This window comes from Mesorhizobium sp. M0862 (assembly GCF_040319795.1).
Lineage (GTDB): Bacteria > Pseudomonadota > Alphaproteobacteria > Rhizobiales > Rhizobiaceae > Mesorhizobium.
The window spans coordinates 39820-62128 of sequence record NZ_JAMYOJ010000020.1; the positions used below are offsets into that span (position 1 = coordinate 39820).

Below are 22309 nucleotides of genomic sequence, written 5' to 3' on the forward strand. Positions count from 1 at the left end.
CCGGTCGTTAATATGAGATTCGCGGTTGGCTCGATTAGCGGCCGCGACATGAAAGGTTGGACAATGGCCAAAATATCCAAGGCTCCCAGCGACGGCGTCTTCGCAGTCCTCCCACTGCGCGACATCGTGGTGTTCCCGCACATGATCGTTCCGCTCTTTGTCGGGCGTGAAAAGTCGATCAAGGCGCTGGAAGAGGTTATGGGTCAGGAAAAGCAGATCCTGCTTGCCACCCAGATGAATGCCGCCGATGACGATCCCGAGCCCGATGCGATCTTCGACATCGGCACGCTCGCCAATGTGCTGCAATTGCTGAAGCTGCCCGACGGCACCGTCAAGGTGCTGGTCGAAGGCGCTTCGCGTGCCAAGATCGTCTCGTTCACCGACCGTCCGGACTTCCACGAAGCTACCGCCACGGCGCTGGTCGAGCCGGAGGAGGAAGAGGTCGAGGTCGAGGCGCTCGCCCGTTCGGTCGTCACCGACTTCGAAAACTACGTCAAGCTGAACAAGAAGATCTCGCCTGAAGTGGTGGGCGCCGCCAGCCAGATCGACGACTATTCCAAGCTCGCCGATACGGTTGCTTCGCACCTCGCCATCAAGATCCCCGAGAAGCAGGAGATGCTTGCCACGCTGTCCGTCAAGGAACGGCTGGAAAAGGCGATGGGCTTCATGGAGGCCGAAATCTCCGTCCTGCAGGTGGAGAAGCGCATCCGCTCGCGCGTCAAGCGCCAGATGGAGAAGACGCAGCGCGAATACTACCTCAACGAGCAGATGAAGGCGATCCAGAAGGAGCTCGGCGAAGGCGAGGACGGCCGCGACGAGGCCGCCGAGATCGAGGCGCGCATCAAGAAGACCAAGCTCTCCAAGGAGGCCCGCGAAAAGGCGGAAGCCGAGTTGAAGAAGCTGCGGACGATGTCGCCGATGTCGGCGGAATCGACCGTGGTGCGCAACTACCTCGACTGGATCCTGTCGATCCCGTGGGGCAAGAACTCCAAGGTCAAGCAGGACCTGGCGTTTGCGCAGAACGTGCTCGACACCGATCATTTCGGCCTCGACAAGGTCAAGGACCGCATCGTCGAGTATCTCGCCGTGCAAAGCCGCCAGAAGAAGCTGAAGGGGCCGATCCTGTGCCTCGTCGGCCCTCCCGGCGTCGGCAAGACCTCGCTCGGCAAATCGATCGCCAAGGCGACCGGCCGCGAATTCATCCGCATGGCGCTTGGCGGCGTGCGTGACGAGGCCGAGATCCGTGGCCACCGCCGCACCTATATCGGTTCGATGCCCGGCAAGGTCATCCAGTCGATGAAGAAGGCCAAGAAGTCCAACCCGCTCTTCCTGCTCGACGAGATCGACAAGATGGGCCAGGACTTCCGCGGCGATCCGTCATCGGCCTTGCTCGAGGTGCTCGATCCCGAGCAGAACTCGACGTTCATGGACCATTACCTCGAGGTCGAATACGACCTGTCGAGCGTGATGTTCGTGACGACGGCGAACACGCTGAACATCCCTGCGCCCCTGATGGACCGCATGGAGATCATCCGCATCGCCGGCTACACCGAGGACGAGAAGATCGAGATCGCCAAGCGTCACCTGATGCCCAAGGTGATCCGCGACCATGCCCTGCAGCCGAAGGAATTCTCCGTCGGCGAAGACGCGATCCGCGGCATCATCCAGACCTACACCCGTGAAGCGGGCGTCAGAAGCCTGGAGCGCGAGCTGATGAAGCTCGGGCGCAAGGCGGTGACCGAGATCCTGAAGACGAAGAAGAAGACGGTGAGCATCACGGCGGCGAACCTCGCCGATTACCTCGGTGTTCCGCGCTTCCGCTTCGGCCAGGTCGAGGCTGACGATCAGGTCGGTGTCGTCACCGGTCTTGCCTGGACGGAAGTCGGCGGCGAGCTGCTGACGGTCGAAGGCGTCATGATGCCCGGCAAGGGCCGCATGACGGTGACCGGCAATCTGCGCGACGTGATGAAGGAATCGATCTCGGCGGCGGCCTCTTATGTCCGCTCGCGGGCCATCGATTTCGGCATCGAGCCGCCGCTGTTCGACAAGCGTGACATCCACGTCCACTTGCCCGAAGGCGCCACGCCGAAGGACGGTCCGTCTGCAGGTGCTGCCATGGCGACAGCCATCGTGTCTGTCATGACGGGGATTCCGGTCCGGGCCGATGTGGCGATGACTGGCGAGATAACGCTTCGCGGCCGCATCTTGCCGATCGGCGGCCTCAAGGAGAAGCTGCTCGCCGCATTGCGCGGCGGCATCAAGAAGGTGCTGATCCCGGAAGACAATGCCAAGGATCTGGCGGAGATTCCGGACAATGTGAAGAACGGTATGGAGATCATTCCGGTCTCACGTGTCGGCGAGGTTCTGAGGCACGCGCTGGTGCGCATGCCGGAGCCGATCGAGTGGGTCGAGCCGGTCAATCCGCCGGCTTCCACCGATACCGTTGACGATGCTGGAAAGTCGCTTGCACATTAGAAACTACTAAAGTTGCAGTGCACAAAGAGAGAGCCGGGCCTTGAGCCCGGCTTTTTCATGTGAAAAACCCACCTTTTCCGGGCTTTTTTCAACTTATTTCCGGCTTTTTGACTTGGGTTTGCGAGCGCTTCTTTCTAAAGTCCCTCTCCTGCCGGATGAGTCGAAAGTTCCGGTTTTCTCATGGAAGGGAATTTTTATGAACAAGAACGAACTGGTTTCGGCTGTCGCTGAATCCGCGAGCATTTCGAAGGGTGACGCACAGTCGGCGGTTGAGGCGGTGTTCTCCGTCATCACTGGCGAACTGAAGAAGGGCGGCGATGTACGGCTCGTCGGCTTCGGAAATTTCACCGTCTCCAAGCGTGCGGCATCGACTGGCCGCAACCCGCAGACTGGCGCGGAAGTGAAGATTCCGGCGCGTACCGTGCCGAAGTTCTCGGCCGGCAAAGGCCTCAAGGACGCGGTCAACTAAAAATTTTTTCAGAGAATGTTGGAAAGCCGGGTTCGCCCGGCTTTTCTTTTGCCTCGATCGCGGCAAGCCGTCAGCCCGCTGAGGCGCGCCTTCAGCCCACCGGCGCATCCGCGCGCATCAGGCCTTCCTGCTTGAGGTCCGCCCACAGCGCCGCGGGCAGCTTGGCATCGAGCAGGGCGCGGTTGCTTTCGACTTCGCTCGGCCGCTGGCCGCCGGGGATGACCGACACCACGGAAGGGTGCAGCAGCGGAAACTGCAGCGCCGCCTCGATCAGCCTGACGCCATGGCGCTCGCAGACGGCCTCGATGCGCCTGACGCGATCCATGATGTCCCTTGGCGCCTCGGAGTAATTGTAATAGGCGCCTGGCTTCGGCCCGGTCGCCAGGATGCCGGAATTGTAAGGACCGCCGAGAACGATGCCGATGCCGCGTTGCTCACAGAGCGGCAGGAAGGTGGCAAGCGCTTCCTGTTCCAGCAGCGTGTAGCGCCCGGCCAGCAGGAACAGGTCGAAGTCGCCACGCTCCGCCAGCGTCTGGCAAACCTCCCATTCGTTGATGCCGCCGCCGAAGGCCTTGATCACGCCCTGGTCGCGCAGCGCAACCAGTCCGTTGTAGCCCGAGGCCATGAATTCCTCGATGCGCTGGTCTGACGCCTCCTTGCTGCCATGGGTGAAGATGTCGAGGTCATGGACGAAAAGGATGTCGATGCGGTCGACGCCAAGCCGTTCCAGCGACGCCTCGAACGAGCGCATGACGCCGTCATAGCTGTAGTCGTAGACCTCCTTGCGCGTCGGTGTGTCGAAGAACTTGCCGATGCCGGTTCGTTCCTCCGGCGGGCAGGCGCGCAACAGGCGACCGACCTTGCTCGACAGCACATAATCGTCGCGCTTCCTGCCGCGCAGGAAGGCATTGAGCCGTGTTTCGGCAAGGCCCAGGCCATAGAGCGGCGCGGTGTCGTAGTAACGGCAGCCGGTCGCCCACGCCGCCTCCAGCGTCGCGTTGGCATCCGCGTCGGGGACGGCGCGGTAAAGGTTGCCGAGCGGCGCGCTGCCGAAGCCAAGCTCGGTGAAGTCGAGGCCGCCATTGCCGATGCGGTCGAAATGCCGTGTCTTCATGTCGTGCTGATTTCCTGGATTGATTGTCTGACATGACACTATCACGCCGCTGGCTCAGCAAAAGCCGCCATGGCCGTTGGACAGGCATTTTCCCGATGATAGCATGAACAAAAACAAGCCTTTTCCGAAAGCGCGCAACCGGAAATCACCGGCCACAAACCCGGCCCGACAGATGGGACTCTCATGGCGAATGCCGGCTCGGATATGTTTTCGACCGCCCTGCAAGAGCTGGGCGCCGTACTGGCGCGCGTCGACGAAGCCGGCATCGACATCGCCTGCGAAACCCTGGCCCGCGCGCAAAAGATCGGCGTCTATGGCTGCGGCCGCGAAGCGTTGCAGCTCAAGGGTTTCGCCATGCGCCTCTATCACCTTGGGCTTGAGGTGTCGGTGGTCGGCGACATGAACACGCCACCGCTTGGCGCAGCCGATGTCTTCCTGGTCAGTTCCGGCCCGGGCGAGACGACGACGGTGCTCACCTTGATGCAAGTCGCCCGCCAGGCCGGCGCCACCGTGCTTTTGCTCACCGCCGAGGCAGGCAGCAGTGCGGTCGCGCTTGCCGACTTCACCTTGCTGATCCCGGCGCAGACCATGGCGCGTGACCAAGGGCCGCAAAAGACATCGCTGCTGCCGATGGGCTCGGTCTTCGAAGGGGCGCTGTTCCTGCTGTTCGAGGTCATGGTGCTGAAGCTCAAGGCGCTGACCGGCCAGTCGTCCGAGGCCATGCGCGCCCGCCACACCAACATGGAATAGATCATGCGCTACGAACTGATGCTGCCGCACCAGATCCGCAAGGCGATCGCCGAGAACTGGCCGGTCGCTCTCCCGCTCGGCGTGCTCGAATATCACGGCGAGCACATGGCCGTCGGCATGGACACGCTGGCCGTCGTCAAGACGCTGGAGCTCTACGAGAAGGAGGCCGACGTCGTCATCCTGCCGGCTTTCTACTACGGTGCGGCGAGCTATGTGGTGGCAGCACCCGAAGGCAACGGCTCGGTGCAGGTCGGCGGCAACCAGCTGGCGCCGTTCGCCGAAGAATTGTTCTACAGCCTGCTGCGCATCGGCTTTCGTAACATCAACGCCATCATCCACCACCAGACCGAGAACTTTGCCGCCGGCATGCCGACCGATCTCGCCTTCAAGGCCGCCGGCCGCCAGGCGATCTTCCGCTTCCTCGAGAAGCAGCGCGGCGAGGGCTGGTGGGGCTCAGACGAGATGGCCGATTATTATGCCGGGCACGCCGCCGGCGAGAATTTCTTCAACTGGGTGCAGGTGCACCCGCTGATGTCGGCTGCCATGAACGGGAAGTATCCGTTCGATCACGCCGGCATCGGCGAGACGTCGCTGATGCTGGCGCTGTGTCCGGAAGCGGTCGATGCCGGGCGTTTTGCGGACAATACAAGCTGGTACACGGCGAGTGCCAAGGACGCCTCGGCGGAGCTTGGGCAGAAGGGCGTCGCGATGATCATGGATCATCTCACGGAAATCCTGAGGCGCTAGCTACGAGACTGTCGGGCGGCTTTCGTATTTTCGTTATCTTAGGGTGTGCGCCGCGTCGCTTCGCTCCTTGCTTCGCCCTAGGATGACGAAGCGATGGGGGGCTGCCTCTCGCCTACTTCACCGCCCCAGCCGTCATGCCCATGATCAGATACCGCTCAAGCGCAATCCCGATGACCGCCAGCGGTGCGATCGCGGCGGTGGCAAGAGCCGCCATCGACCACCAGTTGATGCCTTGCGAGCCGGTCTGGCTCGCCACCATGACCGGGATGGTCTTGGCGTCGGTCGAGGTCAGCAGCGCGGCGAAAAAATACTCGTTCCAGCACAGCACCATCGCCAGGATGAAAGCGGCGACCATGCCCGGCAGCGCAATCGGCATGACGATGCGGAAAAAAGCGCCCCAGATCGACAGGCCGTCGACCAGCGCTGCCTCCTCGAGCTCGACCGGGATCGAGTTGAACTGGTCGCGCATGATCCAGATGACGATCGGCAGCACCATCAGCGTGTAGAGCAGGATCAGGCCGATGCGTGTGTCGAGCAGGCCGACCTCGCGGTAGAGCACCAGGAAGGGCAGGGCCAGCACCACCGGCGGTAGGATCAGCTGCGACAGGAAGAAGAAGGAGATGTCCTCGTTCTTGAACCAGGCGAACTGATAGCGGTAGCGGGTCAGCCCATAGGCGGCGAGGCTGCCAATGACGATGGCGAGGCTCGACGCACCGACCGAGGTGATGACCGAATTCATGAAGCGCTTGAAAAACTCCTCCCGCACCGTCGAGGTCTGGAAGATCGAATCCGGCGACAGGCCGAGCGAGCGCCAGCCCTTCCAGTCCGGCTGGAAGTCGACGAACGGGATGAGGTGTCCTTGCGTGACGTCGACCGCGGTCTTGAACGAGGTGGTGATGGTCCAGTAGATCGGGAACAGGCAGATGAAGGCCCAGAACGCCAGCGCGCCATAGATGAAGATGCGATTGGCCAGAAAACCCAGCGGTGAGCGGATTTCCGAGGCAGCATAGTCGGTGGTCTGGACGCTCATTGTGCCTCGTCAGTTCACGTTGCGCACGAAGCGATTGGCGAATTTCAACAGCCAGGTCACGAACACGACGATGATGACGAGATAGGCCATCGCCAGCATGGTGCCGTAGCCGACATTCGAACGGTCGCGGTATTCGCGGTAGATGAAGCTCGACACTGAATCCGTGGCGCCGCCGGGGCCGCCGGAGGTGACGGTAATGATGATGTCGGCAAGCTTCAGCTTGAAGATGATGCGCAGGATCACCGCCGTGACCGACACCGGCAGCATCAGCGGGAAGGTGACCTGCCAGAAAGTCTGCCAGGGCGTGGCGCCATCGACGCGCGCCGCTTCCAGCACGTCGCGCGACATCGCCTGCAAGCCGGCAAGCAGCATGATCATCATGAACGGGATGAAGGTCCAGGCGTCGAGCACCATGATCGAGATGCGGGCGGTGATCGGGTTGGAGAAGAAGGCGGGGTTTTCCCAGCCGAGATGGCGCGCCAGCGTCGCCGCCGGCCCGAAACGGTATTCCATCAGCGATTTGCCGATCATCCAGGATACCGCGACCGGCGACAGCATCAGCGGCATCAGGAAGACGACTCGGAAGAATTTGCGCGCCCGGATCTGCGCGTTGAGCAGCAGCGCCAGGCCGAAAGCGATGACATATTCGACCAGCACGGCGAGCACATAAAGCACCATGTTGAACAGCGCGTTGCGGTAGTAGGGATCGGCCAGCATCTGCCAGAAATTGTCGAGCCCGTTGAACTTGCGGCCGGAAAAGGACGACAGGTTCCAGTCGGTCAGCGCGATATAGAAGCCGAACAGCGTCGGGAAGATCACCATGGCGATGGTGAACAGCAGCGCCGGCAGCAGGAACAGCGCGCGCTGGCCGTCCTCGCCGCGCGTCAGCACCTGGCCGATGCCGAGCGCCACCCCCCACAGAACATAGGCATAGACGATGGGACGCCAGGTCTCGAAGCCGAGCGTGGTGATCTCGTTCTTGTAGAGGATCTCAAACGCGATCACCGCCAGCAGGCCAAGCGTGGCGGCCGCCATCAGGGCAAAACCCGCCCGCTTGCGGGCCGGCGAGATCAGATCGGCTGGGCCGGCGTTGGCCGGCCATGCATTGGTGGTCTGGTCAGCCACGCGTCCCCGTCCGTTTAAAAAATCAAGCCTGCGACCGGCCCGAGCCGGTCAGGTCCGGCGGCTTGCACCGCCGGACGTGTTGTCACGATAGGATCAGCCTACACGCCGAGCGAGGCCTTGTAGAGCTTGATCTGGTTTTCGCGGCCGATCTGGTCGGTCAGCTTCTCCCAGGCCGCGGCAATGGCGTCGGCGCCTTCCTGCGCCTTCATCTTGCCGGCGAATGTGTTGGCCAGAATGTCCTCGGCAGCCGAATAGTACTGGAAGATGCCGGGGATGCGTGGCTCGATCGCCGCGTTCGGATGGTTGTAGCTGTCGGCTTCCGACTTCAGATACGAGGTGATGAACGCCTCGTCGTAGCCTGCCGCCACCCATTCGGGAATGTCGAAATGCGAGTTGCGGTAGGGCTGGAAGCCGGACGGATACATCGCCGTCCAGATTGACAGGTCCTTGCCGCCGAGATGAGCGGCGGCCGACCATGCCGCTTTTTTCTTCTTTTCGTCAGTATCGACGCGGGCCATGACGTAGACGCCCCAGCCGAGATAGGCGCAGTTCGGCGCATAGTTCGGGCCGCTGGCGAGTTTGTCCCAAGCGCCGGTCTTGGCATTGTAGACGTCGTCGGACCCCGGCAGGATCGAGAAGCCGGTGACGTCGCCGATGACCGAGCTATCATTGGTCTTGACGTTGGAGCCGACGTCGCCCCACCAGGTGACCATCGAACCGGTGCCGGCCAGGAACTGCTGGAAGGCTGTCGTGTTCGGGTCGGCGTTGATCTGGTCGGCGGGCTCCGACGGCAGCGCGTCGATGACGTCCTGGATGGCGCGCACCCAGGCCGGATTGTTGATGCGCGGCTTCATCGTGTCGGCATCGAACAGCCAGGCCTTGTCGTCGGGATGCTTGGCATAGGCGGTGGCGCGGCTGCCGAGGAAGTAGAAGCCGAAACCGCCCCAGGCCTTGGGCGCATCGAGATAGCCGAAGACGTCCTGGTCCTTGAACTTCTTGCCCTTGAGGAATTTTGTGACGGCCTGGACTTCCTGCCAGGTCTTCGGCACACCCCATTCGGTGGCCGCGCCGCCGTCCTTCCACGCCTTGGCGAGGTCGGCATCGGCAAAAACGTCGGTGCGGTAATTGAAGTTGTGCGCATCGCCATCGACGGTGATCCGGTACTGCTTGCCGTCCCAGGTGCCGACCGGCGGCTGCAGATAGGCCACGACATCCTTCATGTCGATCTGCTCTTTGACCCAGTCGGGCATCTCGGACGTCAGGCCCTTGCCGCAGACATCGCCTTCGAAGGGCGCGCCCATCTCGATGATGTCGAAGTCGACGGTGCCGGTGGCGATCGACTGCTGCAGGCGGGCATTGTAGTCGGCCTGCGCCAGGTCGATCCAGCTGATCTTGGCGCCGGTATAGGCCTCCCACGGCTTCAGGAAGCCGCGGAACAGCACATTGTGCAGGTTCTGGTTGTTGAGGCCCATGAAGGTGAGCTCGACGCCGGCGAATTCGCCTTCCTTGACGTTGGCCTTGGTGGCTTCCAGGCAGAGTTCGCCGACCTTCTGGAAATCGGCATCCGTCGGCTGACCCTTGCCGACGCCGGGGATCTGCAGAATTTTGGAGCGTAGCTCGCTGGCGGCTTCAGCCGGGCGGGTGAAAGCGCCGAGCCCAGCACCCGATGCGGCGGCGATCGCGGCCATCGAGGCCGCGCCTTTGAGTATGTCACGCCGGGTGGCACCCGCGCGGACGAGTTTTTCGTACAGACCGACTCTCATCTATTCCTCCCAGAACAACAGTCGTGAATTAAAATGCCAACCCCTCCGACGCCGAAACGTCGGCGGTTCTCCTTTATCATACGGGGACGTGGGACCCCACCCTGCGTCGCCTGGAGCTCCGATTTTCGGATAAAAATCCGACTGCCGGATTGGCAACAGCCAATATTTGCGTAATCGATTACCTTGTCAACACGAATGGCTTTTTATCGATAACATACCGACTTGCCCTTGCCGTTGGCAATGGCTAGCTTCACCGCGAGAAAAGGGGGGACGATGGCTCAAGTCGCGATCAGCAATGTGGCCAAGGCGTTCGGAACCGTCAAGGTCCTGCACGAGGTCAGCGTCGATATCGCCGATGGCCAGTTCGTGGTGCTGGTCGGCCCGTCGGGCTGCGGCAAGTCCACGCTGCTCAGGATGGTGGCCGGGCTGGAGACCGTGTCCGGCGGCACGATCGCCATTGGCGAGCGCATCGTCAACAATCTGCCGCCGGCCAAGCGCGACATCGCCATGGTGTTCCAGAACTACGCGCTCTATCCGCACAAGACGGTGGAGCAGAACATGGCGTTTGCGCTGAAGCTGCGCAAGACCGATCCGGCCGTGGTCGCCGAGCGGGTCAAGCGCGCCGCCGACATTCTCGACCTCAATCCGTACCTGAAACGCTATCCGCGCCAGCTCTCCGGCGGCCAGCGCCAGCGCGTCGCCATGGGCCGCGCCATCGTGCGCAACCCGCAGGTCTTCCTGTTCGATGAGCCGCTCTCCAATCTCGACGCCAAGCTGCGCGTGCAGATGCGCACCGAGATCAAGGAACTGCACCAGCGGCTGAAGACCACCACCATCTACGTCACCCACGACCAGATCGAAGCCATGACCATGGCCGACAAGATCGTGGTCATGCGCGACGGTCGTATCGAGCAGGTCGGCGCGCCATTGGAATTGTTCGACCGGCCGGCCAATCTGTTTGTCGCCGGCTTCATCGGCTCGCCGTCGATGAACCTGCTCAAGGGCGTGGTGCGCAAGGGCGACAAGGTCAAGATAGCGGGCACGCTGTTCCCGATCGCGGCCGGCAGCGCCGCCAAGGAGGGCCAGGCCGTGGTCTATGGCGTGCGGCCCGAGCATCTCGAAATCCATGCCGACGGCGTGCCGGCAAAGATCTCGGTGGTCGAGCCGACCGGTTCCGAAACGCTGGTCTTCGTGCGTTTCGGCGAGGGCGAGATGGTGGCGCTGTTTCGCGAGCGCCACGACTTCAAGCCCGGCGACACGCTCAATCTCAAGCCGCGCCTCGACCAGGTCCATCTCTTCGACGCCGAGACCGGCAACCGGCTCTGATTTCCAATCGACTTTGACCAAACCTGTTTGACGAGGACTGCCATGCTCAAAGGGATCAACCCATTGCTCAATGCCGATGTGCTCCAGGCGCTCAGGGCAATGGGACACGGCGACGATCTGGTCATCGCCGACACCAATTTCCCCGCCGATTCGGTGGCAAAGCAGACCGTGCTCGGCAAGCTGCTGCACATCGACGCCTCGGCGGCCGATGTGGCCAAGGCGGTGCTGTCGCTCTATCCGCTGGACACTTTCGTCGACGATGCGGCCGCGCGCATGGAGATCGTCGGCAAGCCGGACGAGATCCCGCCGGTGCAAAAAGAGGTGCAGAAGGAGATCGACAAGGCGGAAGGCAAGGCCTGGCCGATGATCTCGGTCGAGCGCTATGCCTTCTACGAGCGCGCCAAGAAAGCCTATTGCGTCATCCAGACCGGCGAGCGCCGCTTCTATGGCTGCTTCGCCTTTCGCAAGGGCGTCGTGCCGCCGGACGCCGAGTAGGGCCATGGCGTCGGGCAAACCTGTCGTCGTTCTGGGCGTTTTCGTCGCCGACACCGCCTACCGCGCCGATCGACAGCCGCGCATGGGTGAAACCATTCTTGGTAATTCCTTCAAGCTGGGACCGGGCGGCAAGGGCTCGAACCAGGCGGTGGCGGCAGGCAAGCTCGGCGCGGACGTCACCTTCCTGACCCGGCTTGGCGTCGATGCTTTCGCCGACATGGCCAAGGCGACCTGGGCAGAGGCGGGCGTGAAATCCGCCGTCATCGACACGCCGCAAAGCTATACCGGCGCGGCCTATATCTTCATCGAGGAGACGACCGGCAACAACGCCATCATCGTCAGCCCGGGTGCGGCGATGCTGATCTCGTCTGAAGACATCGAGGCCAATGCCGGCCTGATCCGTGGAGCCGGCGTCTTCGTCACCCAGCTCGAACAGCCGATCGACGCGGCACTGCGCGCACTCGAGATCGCGCGCGGGGCAGGGGTGACCACCATTCTCAATCCGGCGCCGGCGGCCAAGCTGCCGGACCGCATCTACACGCTGTGCGACTATGTGACCCCCAACGAAACCGAGGCCGAGGAACTGACCGGCATCAAGGTTTCTTCGATCGAAGACGCTCGCAGCGCCGCCGACAGCCTGCTCAAAAAAGGCGTCGGCTCGGTCATCATCACGCTCGGCGAAAAAGGCGCGCTGCTGCACACGGCCGCTCGGTCCGACCATGTCCCGGTGGTCAATGCCGGCGCAGTGGTCGAAACTACCGGTGCGGGCGATGCCTTCAATGGCGGCCTGGCCGCCGCACTCGCCAAAGGCGTGGAGCCGCTGCAAGCCGTCCGCTTCGCCTGCGCCGTCGCCGGCATTTCGGTGACAAGGCCGGGTACTGCGCCATCCATGCCGAGGCTGCAGGAGGTCGAGGCGCTGCTGGCCAAGGGGTGACGTCGTTGCGGGAGAGACCGAATTCAGATCCGACCGGATCTGAATTTCCACATGCAAGACCATGATTTTAGACGATTATGTCACATTTCTCCTGAGGAGAAATGGCGCGAGTGACGGGGCTCGAACCCGCGACCTCCGGCGTGACAGGCCGGCGAAAACGCCTGATTAATCAACGAATGGTTTCAATTCCTCACGCTCTCGAATTTGCGGGAAAAAGCGCGAAATTGAAACTTGCTTATCAGAACTCCTCGTCAACTCCGCGAGATATTAACTTTGATCGACGCCTCCGCTGCTGCCAGCCTAGCGGCTGGACCGGGACAGACTGCTCCCGGCGACTTCTGGATCGTCTGGAGACGGCAGATCGATGCGCTCGCTTCCGCTGGATTCCGGGTCATCGTTCCCGACCAGAGGGGCTACAACACCAGTGAAAAGCCGAAAGCCATCCGTGAATACACGCTCCCCAAGCTCGTCGGCGATGTCGTTGCCATCGCCGACGCGCTCGGCATCGGAAGGTTTCACCTCCTCGGTCCTGACTGCGGCGGTATCGTCGCCTGGGCGGCAGGCGCAAAGCTGCCGCACCGCCTGGAAAGGCTCGTCATCCTGAACGCGCCCCATCCCGAGGTGCTGCTTGCCCCTGCCTTGCGATCTCCGACCCAGTTCCTGCGGAGCAGCTATGCGGCCCTTCTTCCAGTTCCCCTTGCTGCCGGAGGCTTTTCTGGGGGCGGGGCGCTCGGCTCTGCTGGCACGGGCGCTCATCAAATCCAGCCGAACAGATGCCTTCACGGCGGAGGAAATCGCAGAGTATCGGCAGGCCTGGGAACAGCCGGGGGCGCTGACAGGCATGCTCAACTGGTATCGGGCGCTGCGCTTCCGCCCAAGCCTGAAGGAGCGGATCACGACGCCGACCCTTGTACTGTGGGGGATGCAGGACCAAGCTCTGGAATATGGCCTGGCCGAGCGCAGTCTGGCCCTTTGCAACGATCGGGGCCTGAAGACGTTCGAGAAGGCGACGCATTGGGTAGCGCGAAGAGGCCAGCGCGGTGAATGCCGCGCTTCTGGCGTTCCTGGACGGCTGAGATGCCGTTCCGTTCTGCAGGTGGCCAGAACTCGCCGTGATCTCCTGACCGTGCTCGCTGCCGCGGTCACAAGCCACCACCTTACCTCCTCTGCTGATGCAGCATTGGCAGAGGCCTCAACGGAGCATCCGATGCCACACGTCGTCCTTCTCGGGGATTCGATCTTTGACAACGCTGCCTATGTCGCGCGCGGGCCCGACGTAGTGCGGCAGCTGCGGGAGCGCTTGCCGGAGGGGTGGCGTGCAACGCTAAACGCCGTCGACGGCGCCGTCACAAGCGGCGTCGAGCGGCAGCTTGAACGGCTCCCCCAGGATGCTAGCCATCTTGTCGTCAGCGTCGGTGGCAATGATGCTCTTCGTCATGCAGGGATTCTGGAGCAGGGTGCCTGTTCGGTGGCCGAGGTTCTGGACAGGATCAGCGATATCCGGGAGGAATTCGAGCACGACTACTGTACGATGCTCGAGGGGGCGCTGGGCCAAAACCTACCCACCGCTGTCTGTACGATCTACGAGGCGCGCTTTCCCGACCCACAGCGTCGTAGACTTGCCGCAACTGCCCTGACGGTCCTCAACGACGTCATCACCCGGGCGGCGTTCTCGCGCGGTTTGCCGCTCGTCGACCTGCGCTTGGTATCGAATGAGGACGCGGACTTCGCCAATCCTATCGAACCGTCAGTGCAAGGCGGCGCGAAGATCGCGGCAGCCATCGCGGCACTTGTAGTCGAGCACGATTCAGCCGGACGTCGGTTGGTGGTCTTCGTCGGCTAAACGGCGTAATCCCGCCCGATCGTCTGCACTCCCGATGGTCGGTCGGACTGAAAGCAACAATTCAGACGGCCAGCACGATCTTGCCTTGAATACTGCCGTCGGCGGCACGCTCATGCGCGCGCGATGCCTCGGCCAGCGGGAATGTGCTGTCGATGACGACACGCACAAGGCCGTCGTCGAGCAGGCGGGCGGCTTTTGCCAACTGCGCGCCATTGGATCGAACCTGTGTGGATGAGACCGTGATCCCCAGCCTCTCTGTCTCTTCGTGACCAGCGAAGCCCAGTGGGTTGACCAGGAACAGCGCGCCGCCCGGCTTCAGAACATGGAAGAAGCGCTCCATGTCCGCGCCGCCCACCGCGTCGAGGACAAGGTCGACGTCTCGGACGACATCTTCCGCCGCGGTTGTCTTGTAGTTGATGAATTGATCCACGTCGAGATCGCGCATCAGCGCCTCGTTCTTGGCCGATGCCACCGCGATGACGCGCGCGCCCCGCCATTTCGCCAACTGGACGGCCAGATGCCCGACACCGCCTCCGGCACCATTGATGAGCACCGTCTTGCCGTCGAGGGGCACCGGCTCATGCGGTAAGGGCTGGAACGGATTCGGCTCGTCGTGGCCAAGTTCGATCAAGAACTGCCATGCCGTCAGAAGCGACATCGGCGCACCAGCCGCATGAATATGGTCGATGCCGGCTGGTTTCAACGCAACATGCGATGCCGGCACACTGACATAATGCGCGTAGGCATTGCTACCCGTCATCAAGTTATCGGGGAAGCGAACCATTGCATAGATCTCGTCACCGATGCTGAACTCAGCGACGTCAGCGCCAACCGCTTCAATGACGCCCGACACGTCCGTGCCGAGAATCAGTGGGAAGGACGCGTTGGGTCGCCATTCTGGCGGCAGTGCGCGATAGCCATCCCGCAGATACCAGTCGGGCGGATTAAGCCCGGCCGCCTGGACTCGGACAAGCACCTCGCCGGGCTTCACACCCGGCCTAGGCGCGTCTTCGTACACCAGCATCTCGGGACCACCGAATGCGTGCAGACGGACTGCCTTCATCTTATAGCTCATTGGTGAAATCTCCGCTGATCCATGTCATTGGAGCGAATCTAGCGGCATGACCGCCGGTTGATAATCGGTGCCGATGGCGGTTAAGTAATGCCATGGCGGAACATATCACTTTGGATCGGCTCACTGGCATCATCGCCTTCGCGCGTGCGGGATCGCTGGGCAGCTACACGGCAGCGGCGCGCGCGCTGTCGATTTCCCCGTCGGCGGTCAGCAAGAGCGTCCAGCGGCTCGAGCGGCATTTAGGAGTGTCGCTGTTTACCCGTACAACGCGCTCGCTCACCTTCACGCCCGAAGGGCGCGACCTGCATGAGCGCGCGCTGCGTCTGCTACGCGAGGCGGAGGAAATAGAGCAGGCGGCAATGACCGCGCGCTCCGAACCATCGGGCACGTTGCGCGTGGCCGCGTCGCTGCCGATCGGACTGCATCTGATCGCTCCGGCTTTACCGGCTTTCCGTCGGCTCCATCCGAACCTGATCGTCGATCTCAGGCTGGGTGACCAGATGGTGGACATGATCGAGGAAGGGATCGATGTCGCCATACGCATCGGTGATCTGGCTGACACCCGGCTACTATCACGCAAGCTCGCACCCCATCGGCTTTGCTGCTTCGCCTCGCCAGCCTATCTCGAGGAACGCGGCACACCGACCCATCCCGATCACCTGGAAGGGCACGACACCGTCAACCTTCGATATCAGAGCACAGGCCAGGCCTTTCGCTGGCCCTTCCGGATTGGCGACCGTGAAATCGAGATCGTGCCCAATTCCGGTGTGGTCGCCGATGCCAGCGATGCCGTGCTCATCATGCTGGCAGCCGGCGGTGGGATAGGCATAGGCGCCTCCTTCATGGCGGCTCCCTATGTGAAGCGCGGCGAACTGGTCCCAGTGCTGTCCACGTTCGCGGTCGAGCGAAACAATGTCACCGTGCTCTGGCCGGCAAGCCGACGCGCCAACCCCGCCGTGCGCGCCTTTCTGACCATGCTCGACGCCGCTTTCACTCTGCGAATGGCAGCTTCAAGCATCGACTGATCTGGCGCGGAAGGGTCGCTAAAGGGCGAAAGCGGTCAATCACTGCTGATTGGCTGAACGGCAGCTATTCCGGGCACAACGTCCAAAAGCTGCTATTCCGTTTCGGCCCCACTACAGGCCGCCCCTCCTCGTCGAATAGCATTAGATTAGTTGATCGGCTACAACGACCTAGAGTGCTAGCAACGGGGAGGGCACATGTCGGCGAGTGCTTACGCATTGACTGGCTTCATCTCGTGGGCGCTGGCCCTGCTGATCGTGATGGAAGTTATCCGGAGCTACCTGGTGATCTCTGGGCAAGTCCCGGCAAACGGCTTTACGCCAGATAACGGAGCCCTCTCCCCGTTTATGCGGAGGTTAGCCCGTGCCCACGCCAACTGCATTGAAGGGCTTCCAATCTTCGGAGGTCTGCTCGGAGTCGCGATCATCATTTCAAAGACAGATGTCACGGATCCCTTGGCCTCCACGATGTTAGGCGCACGTATAGTGCAGTCGGTGATCCACCTCGTCTCAACCAGCCAACTCGCGGTCAGTCTCAGGTTCACCGCGTTCGCTGTGCAAATGGTGATTGGTGCGTATTGGTGCTGGTTGCTGTTGATCTGAAGAGTGGCGGAGCCCCGACGCAAAAGTGGGCCGCCTCGATTCCGGGAGCCTTGGCAAACCCACTCCGGATCGTGACCCGAAAGACTGTCCCTTTTGACAGGCGAGCGAACCGCAAACTGGTAGTGGCAAAACCGCCGTTGAGGCATGATATTGCTGTTGGATTTTGGGGCTACTCCCCAGCTTCGGAGAAGGATCGGCGTTCAGAGAGCAATTTGCACGCCTGGGCGCTGCGGCGCTCCCCAGCTTTTGGCCACACGCACGCCCTGCAAACGCTCGGCTCAAGAGCGCCTGGCAGCGGAGCAGAGAATTGTTGGACTTTGTGAGTGTTAGAGGGAGAGGAACTTGAGATTCAACCTTCTCCACCTGCACTTGGTCCTTGCACCCTGGCCTCAGCAGCACCTAATCCTGCCACGCAACCTGGAGGAGCAAGCCAGTGCTACCGAGCTATGTAGACACCGATCGGCTCGCGCTGTAGCCATAGGCCTCCGCCCGTCGGGGTTCACCGGCGCCGGGGTGGGGGGCCGGCCTAGGGGGGGCCCAGCAACGCGCACGTCAGCCTAGCTATCTTTGAGTCGCCGGGTCCGGAGACCGCCAGGCTGGATTATACCCGACAAATCTTGATAGGCTGCCGTTCTGGGGGTCGCACGATGAACGAGGTTGAAAAGCTGGCCGTCGAGGTTGTCGCGACCGGCCTTGGCTGGCCCGAGGGCCCGACGGTGCTGCCCGATGGCCGAATTGTCATCGTCGAAAGCTATCGCAGCCAGCTGACGGCCATAGATCGCGACGGAAGTGCTCGCCAGTTCGCGTATGTTGCCGGAGCGCCCAACGCCTGCGTTCTCGGATCGGATGACCTGCTCTATGTCTGCCAGAACGGCGGCACGACCGGACCTTGGCGGGCCGCGGACATGACGACGCCATCGATCCAGCGGGTTGCCGAAGGCGGAAAGCCGGAAATCCTGCTGAGCGAAGTCGCGGGCATTCGGCTCAATGGGCCAAACGATCTTGTATTTGCTGCTGACGGCCGGCTCATCTTCAGCGATCCCGGCACATACAACCCGGGGAATCCGGACCCAAGCTACATCTTTGCCGTCAACCCCGACGGCAGTGCGTACCTTGCTCTCGGCTTCGACAAGCCGACCTTCCCCAATGGTGTGGCGATCGAAGCCGACGGCTCGATCATTTGGGGGGAGTCCTATACGGGGCGCGTCAAGCGGCAGCGTCCGGATGGTTCCGTCGAAGACCTGGGCCGCTTGCCTGGGCCCAATCCGATCCCGGACGGGCTGAAGGTCGGAGCCGATGGCCGCCTTTATGTCACGGATATTGCCGCCAACGGCATTCACGTTCTGAAGCCCAACGGCACAGCGGAAGGTTTCTTCGTCTGCGGCAAGGCAACGACCAACTGCGTCTTCTCGGGCGAGATGCTTTGGGTGACAAATGCCGGCGTGCTGGCGACCGGCAGCGATCCCTCCTTTGAGGGAACACTCTCCTGCGTGCGTGTTCCGGGAGGCGGTGGACCGACGCATCATGGTCGCATCGGCGGAAAGCAACCGTGAGTAGCTCCTCGTCCGCCTCAAACACAGGCGATGACCCCGGCGCCGGCGGTGCGGCATCGTCTGCTTCGATGGCGGCGTTGAAGCGCCTGTACAGCGTGGCCGCGGTCCGCGCCGCCGCGCGGCGGACTTTGCCACGCCCGGTGTTCGACTTCGCCGATGGCGGTGCCGAGGATGAGCGAACGCTGCGCCGGAACGAGCAAGCTTTCAGTGAGGTTGCCATTCTGCCGCGACCGCTCAACGGTGCAACGACGCGAGACCTTTCCCTTAACCTCTTCGGCGCGAAACTTGCCATCCCGCTGGGCATCGCGCCAACCGGCCTGGCTGGGCTGTTCTGGCCCGACGGCGAGCGCGCAGCCGCCCGAGCCGCAGCGGCCGCAGGGACATTCTACTGCGCCAGCCACGGATCCGTCTGCACGCTGGAGGATATAGCAGCCACCGGAAGTAGCCCACGGTGGATGCAGGTGTTCGTCTACACCGATCGCGGCTTCACCCGAGAAATGGTGGATCGGGCGCGTGCCTCAAGCTACGACGCGCTGGTGCTCACCATCGACAACCAGATGCTTGGCAACCGTGAACGCGACATCCGCAACGGTTTTGCCATCCCGCCGCGCTTCGGTGTGGCCGGAACCCTCGCGACCGCCACCAAGGCGGCGTGGCTTCTTCGTATGCGCACCCGACTCCCGAAACTGACCTTCGGCAACTACGCGCGCCCCGGAGATACGGCGACGGTCGGTGCATTGGCGGGCCGGATGGCCGCAATGCTCGATCCCGGACTCTCCTGGGCCGATGTCGACTGGCTGCGCACTGTCTGGTCCGGACCGTTGTTGCTGAAAGGCGTCCTGCATCCCAGCGAAGCCGCCGAGGCTGTAGCCCGAGGAATCGACGGCATCATCGTATCCAATCATGGGGGACGTCAGCTTGACGGCGCCGCCGCATCCCTGGACGCGTTGACGGCAGTTGTCGCGGCTGTCGCCGGCCGCGTACCAGTGCTTATCGACGGCGGCATCAGGCGAGGCTCTGACGTCGTCAAGGCCCTGGCGCTCGGCGCCTCGTGCTGTCTGATCGGGCGGCCGCAGTTGTGGGGGCTCGCGGTCGCCGGCGAGGAGGGGGTACGCCACGTGCTCGAACTCTACCGCAAGGAAATCGACCGCGTCATGGGACTGATGGGCGCGCGGAGCCTGCGCGACCTCGGGCCGGACTGTATTTCGTTCGTTCAGGGAATGGGGCCGCTACATGATTGAAGACCCACCACTGCTCACCATCAAGCGCCGTTTCGAACGGCCCGCAGCAGAAATCATCAGTGCTTTTGCGGGCGTGCCGGTTAGCCAGGTCGTAGACGCGATGGGGGGACGCGGCGCCTTGCATTATGCGATCAAGCCACTGTCGCCAGCTACTGCGACGATGGTCGGCGTCGCCGTGACCTGTCACTGCGGTCCCGCCGACAACCTCGCCCTGTTTGGAGCACTGGATGCCGCAGCAAGTGGCGATGTCATCGTCGCGGCCACCGACAGCTTTGCCGGTACCGCGGTAACTGGCGATCTCGTGCTCGGCATGGCGCGCAACAAGGGGGTCGCCGGCTTCATCACTGACGGCCTGGTGCGCGACGTTGTCGGGATCGAGGCGGTCGGGTTGCCGGTTTACTGTGCCGGGGTCATTGCGAATTCGCCTGCGCGAAATGGTCCAGGCACGGTCGGATTCCCGGTGGTGCTGGGAGGAGTGACTATCTCGCCGGGAGACATACTGGTCGGCGACCGCGACGGTGTCGCCGTGGTGCCTCGCCTGGAGGCTGAGACTGTGCTGGCCCGGCTCTCCGCCATCAGGGCGGCTGAGAAAACTCTTGATGGCCTGGTGCGGCAAGGTCTCGAGATGCCCGACTTTGCCAAGGTCGTCCTCAAATCGAACAGGGCGCGCTTCGTTGACTGAGATGTGAGCTTCTCTAGCTGCGGGACATATGAAGCGCAACACGATTTCGTCCTTCCGATTTGGCACGAAACAGAGCCAAATCGGCGGCATTGACGAAATCGTTTGGCGTCTCGTTCTCGGTGGGCACCGCTGTTGCGACGCCGACGCTGATGGTCACGCGATCCGGGCCGTGGGGTATGTTCAACTCCCGCACGCTCTGGACGAGCCGCTCGGCGATCGCACTGGATTGTTCCAGTATAGTGTCGACCAACACGATGACGAACTCTTCGCCTCCGTACCGCGCAGCGAGATCGGTGGAGCGGCCGGAACCGCTCTGGATTACGCGGGCGATTTGCTTGAGCACATCGTCGCCGGCCATATGGCCATAGGTATCGTTGTATCGTTTGAAGTTGTCGGCATCGATCATCAACAGCGACAGTGGGGACTGTGCGCGAAAAGCGCGTTTCCATTCAGCCGCCAGATATTCGTCAAAATAGCGCCTGTTGCCGAGACCCGTCAGGCCATCGATCCGCGTCAGACGTTCAAGCTCTAGATTTGCACTGATCAGCTGTCGCTGGCTTTCCCTCAGCGCTCGGTGTGCCGAGTCTCGCTGGACGTGATCCAGATAGGCCCGCGTGTGATATCGAATGCGTGCAATCAACTCGATACGATCCGGCAGTTTGACGAGATAGTCGTTCGCGCCCGCAGCGAAGGCTTCGCCCTTGGTGGCTGGATCTTCCTTGCTCGACAGCACAATGACTGGCACCGCGCGTGTCGACGCATGCTTCCTGTATTCTCGCACCAGATGCAGCCCATCGACCCCTGGCATCACGAGATCCTGCAGGATAACGGTTGGCTTTACCTCATCCGCGACCGTCATCGCTCTCAACGGGTCGGTGCAGAAGTGTAAGGAAATATCGGGCTCGTTGGCTAGAGCGCGCCTGACCGCCTCGCAAACCATGATCTGATCATCGATGAGCAGAACCATGGATGAATAGTTATCTGCGAGTGGCGGGACCAACTCTGGTTCTTGCGTCATCGGAAGGGGCCTTTCACGTGGAGCGCTCGCAGGCTTCGATTATACGTGAGCCGATCGCACCCAAAGGAAGAATATCAACAGCCGCGCCGATGTCGGCGGCGGCCTTCGGCATGCCATAGACGGCACTGGTTGCTCTATCCTGCGCGATTGTGAGATGCCCCTTGTCACGGAGCTGTCTCAGCCCGCGCGCACCATCCCTGCCCATGCCTGTGAGCAGAACACCAATCACCGGGCCAGGCCACCATTGCGCCGCACTTTCGAAGAACACATCTACGGACGGCCGATAAACATTGTCCTTGGGGCTGGGCGTATAGCCAAGTTGCTGAGCTGACTTGAAAACCAGATGATCCGCAGAACTGGCAACGAGAACGGTGCCCGCTTGAGGGCTATCCCTTTCCCCCGCCGGACGGATCGGGAGACGCGTATGCTGCCCTAGCCAATCAACAAGGCCTGGAACGAACTGAGCATCGAGATGCTGGACGAGCACAATCGCGCCGCCAAAATCAACGGGAAACGCGCTCAGGACTGCGGCAACGGCAGCCGGCCCGCCCGCAGAGGCGCCGATTGCTATCAGGCGTCGAGTTGACGGCTCAGCCGCACGTGACATCCGCCTTTTTGCCTGGGTAGGCGCATCACCGATCAGCTTGCCTATCGTTAGTATCTTGTTCGTCAAAAGCCGGGCGGATTGCGAGGACGCGTTGCCTTCGATGCCCACTGACGGAATATCGACTGCGTCAAGCGCGCCATGACCCATTGCTTCGTAGACGCCGGCGAGGTTGGCTTCGATACTGGCGGTCACCAGCAAGATTGAGCACGGGGTTTCCGCCATGATTCTGCGGGTCGCTTCCACGCCGTCCATCTCTGGCATCGCTAGATCCATGAGTATCAGATCCGGCAGATCACGTCTGCAGACCTCGACCGCCTCACGCCCATTAGTCGCGATCCACGCGACCTGATGTTCGCCGGTCAACAGAACCAGTCGACGCAGAAGTTCAACCGCCATCGGCATGTCGTTAACTACGCCGATTCTCATTCGCTGGCTTC

At 62.2% G+C, this 22309-nt stretch carries 20 protein-coding genes and 1 pseudogene; 14 read left to right on the top strand and 7 right to left on the bottom strand.

Annotated features, from left to right (window positions below; translation table 11 throughout):
- Positions 1–63: 63 nt before the first annotated feature.
- Both lon and NKI15_RS25085 read left to right on the top strand, forming a co-directional pair.
- On the top strand, positions 64–2475 hold the full coding sequence (gene lon / locus NKI15_RS25080) for an endopeptidase La (RefSeq protein WP_023682304.1): 2412 nt from the start codon (positions 64–66) through the stop codon (positions 2473–2475).
- A 196-nt stretch (positions 2476–2671) separates the two neighbouring features.
- Positions 2672–2944 (top strand): HU family DNA-binding protein, encoded by a 273-nt coding sequence (locus tag NKI15_RS25085; RefSeq protein WP_023669423.1) that lies wholly within the window; start codon positions 2672–2674, stop codon positions 2942–2944.
- A 91-nt stretch (positions 2945–3035) separates the two neighbouring features.
- On the opposite strand, the gene NKI15_RS25090 is transcribed toward NKI15_RS25085, so the two are convergent.
- Positions 3036–4058, bottom strand: a complete 1023-nt coding sequence (locus tag NKI15_RS25090) for an aldo/keto reductase (RefSeq protein ID WP_352515019.1) — start codon at positions 4056–4058, stop codon at positions 3036–3038.
- A gap of 183 nt (positions 4059–4241) precedes the next feature.
- On the opposite strand from NKI15_RS25090, the gene NKI15_RS25095 reads away from it, so the two are divergent.
- Positions 4242–4808: an SIS domain-containing protein gene (locus tag NKI15_RS25095; protein ID WP_023821099.1), complete on the top strand. Its 567-nt coding sequence runs from the start codon at positions 4242–4244 to the stop codon at positions 4806–4808.
- 3 nt (positions 4809–4811) lie between these two features.
- Complete coding sequence (locus NKI15_RS25100; RefSeq protein ID WP_352515020.1) at positions 4812–5555, top strand: creatininase family protein; 744 nt, start codon at positions 4812–4814, stop codon at positions 5553–5555.
- Positions 5556–5667: 112 nt separating this feature from the next.
- Here NKI15_RS25100 and NKI15_RS25105 read toward each other — a convergent pair whose 3' ends face one another.
- The 3 genes from NKI15_RS25105 to NKI15_RS25115 form a co-directional block, all read right to left on the bottom strand.
- Positions 5668–6585 carry a carbohydrate ABC transporter permease gene (locus tag NKI15_RS25105; RefSeq protein WP_023669427.1) on the bottom strand — a complete coding sequence of 306 codons (918 nt, stop codon included), beginning with the start codon at positions 6583–6585 and terminating at the stop codon, positions 5668–5670.
- Between the two features lie 9 nt (positions 6586–6594).
- Entirely contained in the window at positions 6595–7710 is a 1116-nt protein-coding gene (locus NKI15_RS25110; RefSeq protein WP_023689462.1) for a carbohydrate ABC transporter permease, read from the bottom strand.
- Positions 7711–7808: 98 nt separating this feature from the next.
- Entirely contained in the window at positions 7809–9473 is a 1665-nt protein-coding gene (locus NKI15_RS25115) for an ABC transporter substrate-binding protein (RefSeq protein WP_023669429.1), read from the bottom strand.
- A gap of 273 nt (positions 9474–9746) precedes the next feature.
- Here NKI15_RS25115 and NKI15_RS25120 point away from each other — a divergent pair, with 273 nt between their 5' ends.
- The 5 genes and pseudogenes from NKI15_RS25120 to NKI15_RS25140 all read left to right on the top strand — a co-directional run bounded on the left by NKI15_RS25120 (position 9747) and on the right by NKI15_RS25140 (position 14071).
- The gene (locus NKI15_RS25120) at positions 9747–10799 is read left to right on the top strand and encodes an ABC transporter ATP-binding protein (protein ID WP_352515021.1); all 1053 of its coding nucleotides are present in this window, start codon (positions 9747–9749) and stop codon (positions 10797–10799) included.
- Positions 10800–10841: 42 nt separating this feature from the next.
- Entirely contained in the window at positions 10842–11294 is a 453-nt protein-coding gene (locus NKI15_RS25125) for an RbsD/FucU family protein (protein ID WP_352515022.1), read from the top strand.
- A gap of 4 nt (positions 11295–11298) precedes the next feature.
- Positions 11299–12228 carry a ribokinase gene (gene rbsK, locus NKI15_RS25130; protein WP_352515023.1) on the top strand — a complete coding sequence of 310 codons (930 nt, stop codon included), beginning with the start codon at positions 11299–11301 and terminating at the stop codon, positions 12226–12228.
- 273 nt (positions 12229–12501) lie between these two features.
- A pseudogene (locus NKI15_RS25135) lies at positions 12502–12792 on the top strand (alpha/beta fold hydrolase); the annotation flags it as partial.
- 109 nt (positions 12793–12901) lie between these two features.
- Complete coding sequence (locus NKI15_RS25140) at positions 12902–14071, top strand: SGNH/GDSL hydrolase family protein (protein ID WP_352515024.1); 1170 nt, start codon at positions 12902–12904, stop codon at positions 14069–14071.
- 61 nt (positions 14072–14132) lie between these two features.
- Here the strand turns inward: NKI15_RS25140 and NKI15_RS25145 are convergent, their stop codons facing one another.
- Positions 14133–15146 (bottom strand): NADP-dependent oxidoreductase, encoded by a 1014-nt coding sequence (locus tag NKI15_RS25145; protein WP_352515025.1) that lies wholly within the window; start codon positions 15144–15146, stop codon positions 14133–14135.
- A gap of 92 nt (positions 15147–15238) precedes the next feature.
- Between NKI15_RS25145 and NKI15_RS25150 the strand changes: the two genes are divergently transcribed.
- The 5 genes from NKI15_RS25150 to NKI15_RS25170 all read left to right on the top strand — a co-directional run bounded on the left by NKI15_RS25150 (position 15239) and on the right by NKI15_RS25170 (position 20247).
- A complete protein-coding gene (locus NKI15_RS25150) occupies positions 15239–16171 on the top strand; it encodes a LysR family transcriptional regulator (RefSeq protein ID WP_023689456.1) in 933 nt (310 codons plus the stop codon).
- Positions 16172–16366: 195 nt separating this feature from the next.
- A complete protein-coding gene (locus tag NKI15_RS25155) occupies positions 16367–16771 on the top strand; it encodes an MAPEG family protein (protein WP_023682292.1) in 405 nt (134 codons plus the stop codon).
- Positions 16772–17418: 647 nt separating this feature from the next.
- Entirely contained in the window at positions 17419–18324 is a 906-nt protein-coding gene (locus NKI15_RS25160; RefSeq protein ID WP_352515026.1) for an SMP-30/gluconolactonase/LRE family protein, read from the top strand.
- Between the two features lie 68 nt (positions 18325–18392).
- A complete protein-coding gene (locus tag NKI15_RS25165; RefSeq protein WP_352515027.1) occupies positions 18393–19565 on the top strand; it encodes an alpha-hydroxy acid oxidase in 1173 nt (390 codons plus the stop codon).
- The gene (locus NKI15_RS25170; protein ID WP_023682289.1) at positions 19558–20247 is read left to right on the top strand and encodes an RraA family protein; all 690 of its coding nucleotides are present in this window, start codon (positions 19558–19560) and stop codon (positions 20245–20247) included. The genes NKI15_RS25165 and NKI15_RS25170 overlap by 8 nt, the downstream gene beginning before the upstream one ends.
- Before the next feature lie 13 nt (positions 20248–20260).
- On the opposite strand, the gene NKI15_RS25175 is transcribed toward NKI15_RS25170, so the two are convergent.
- Entirely contained in the window at positions 20261–21214 is a 954-nt protein-coding gene (locus tag NKI15_RS25175; RefSeq protein ID WP_023669440.1) for a response regulator, read from the bottom strand.
- A 64-nt stretch (positions 21215–21278) separates the two neighbouring features.
- The gene (locus NKI15_RS25180; RefSeq protein WP_023705673.1) at positions 21279–22298 is read right to left on the bottom strand and encodes a chemotaxis response regulator protein-glutamate methylesterase; all 1020 of its coding nucleotides are present in this window, start codon (positions 22296–22298) and stop codon (positions 21279–21281) included.
- Positions 22299–22309 lie beyond the last annotated feature (11 nt).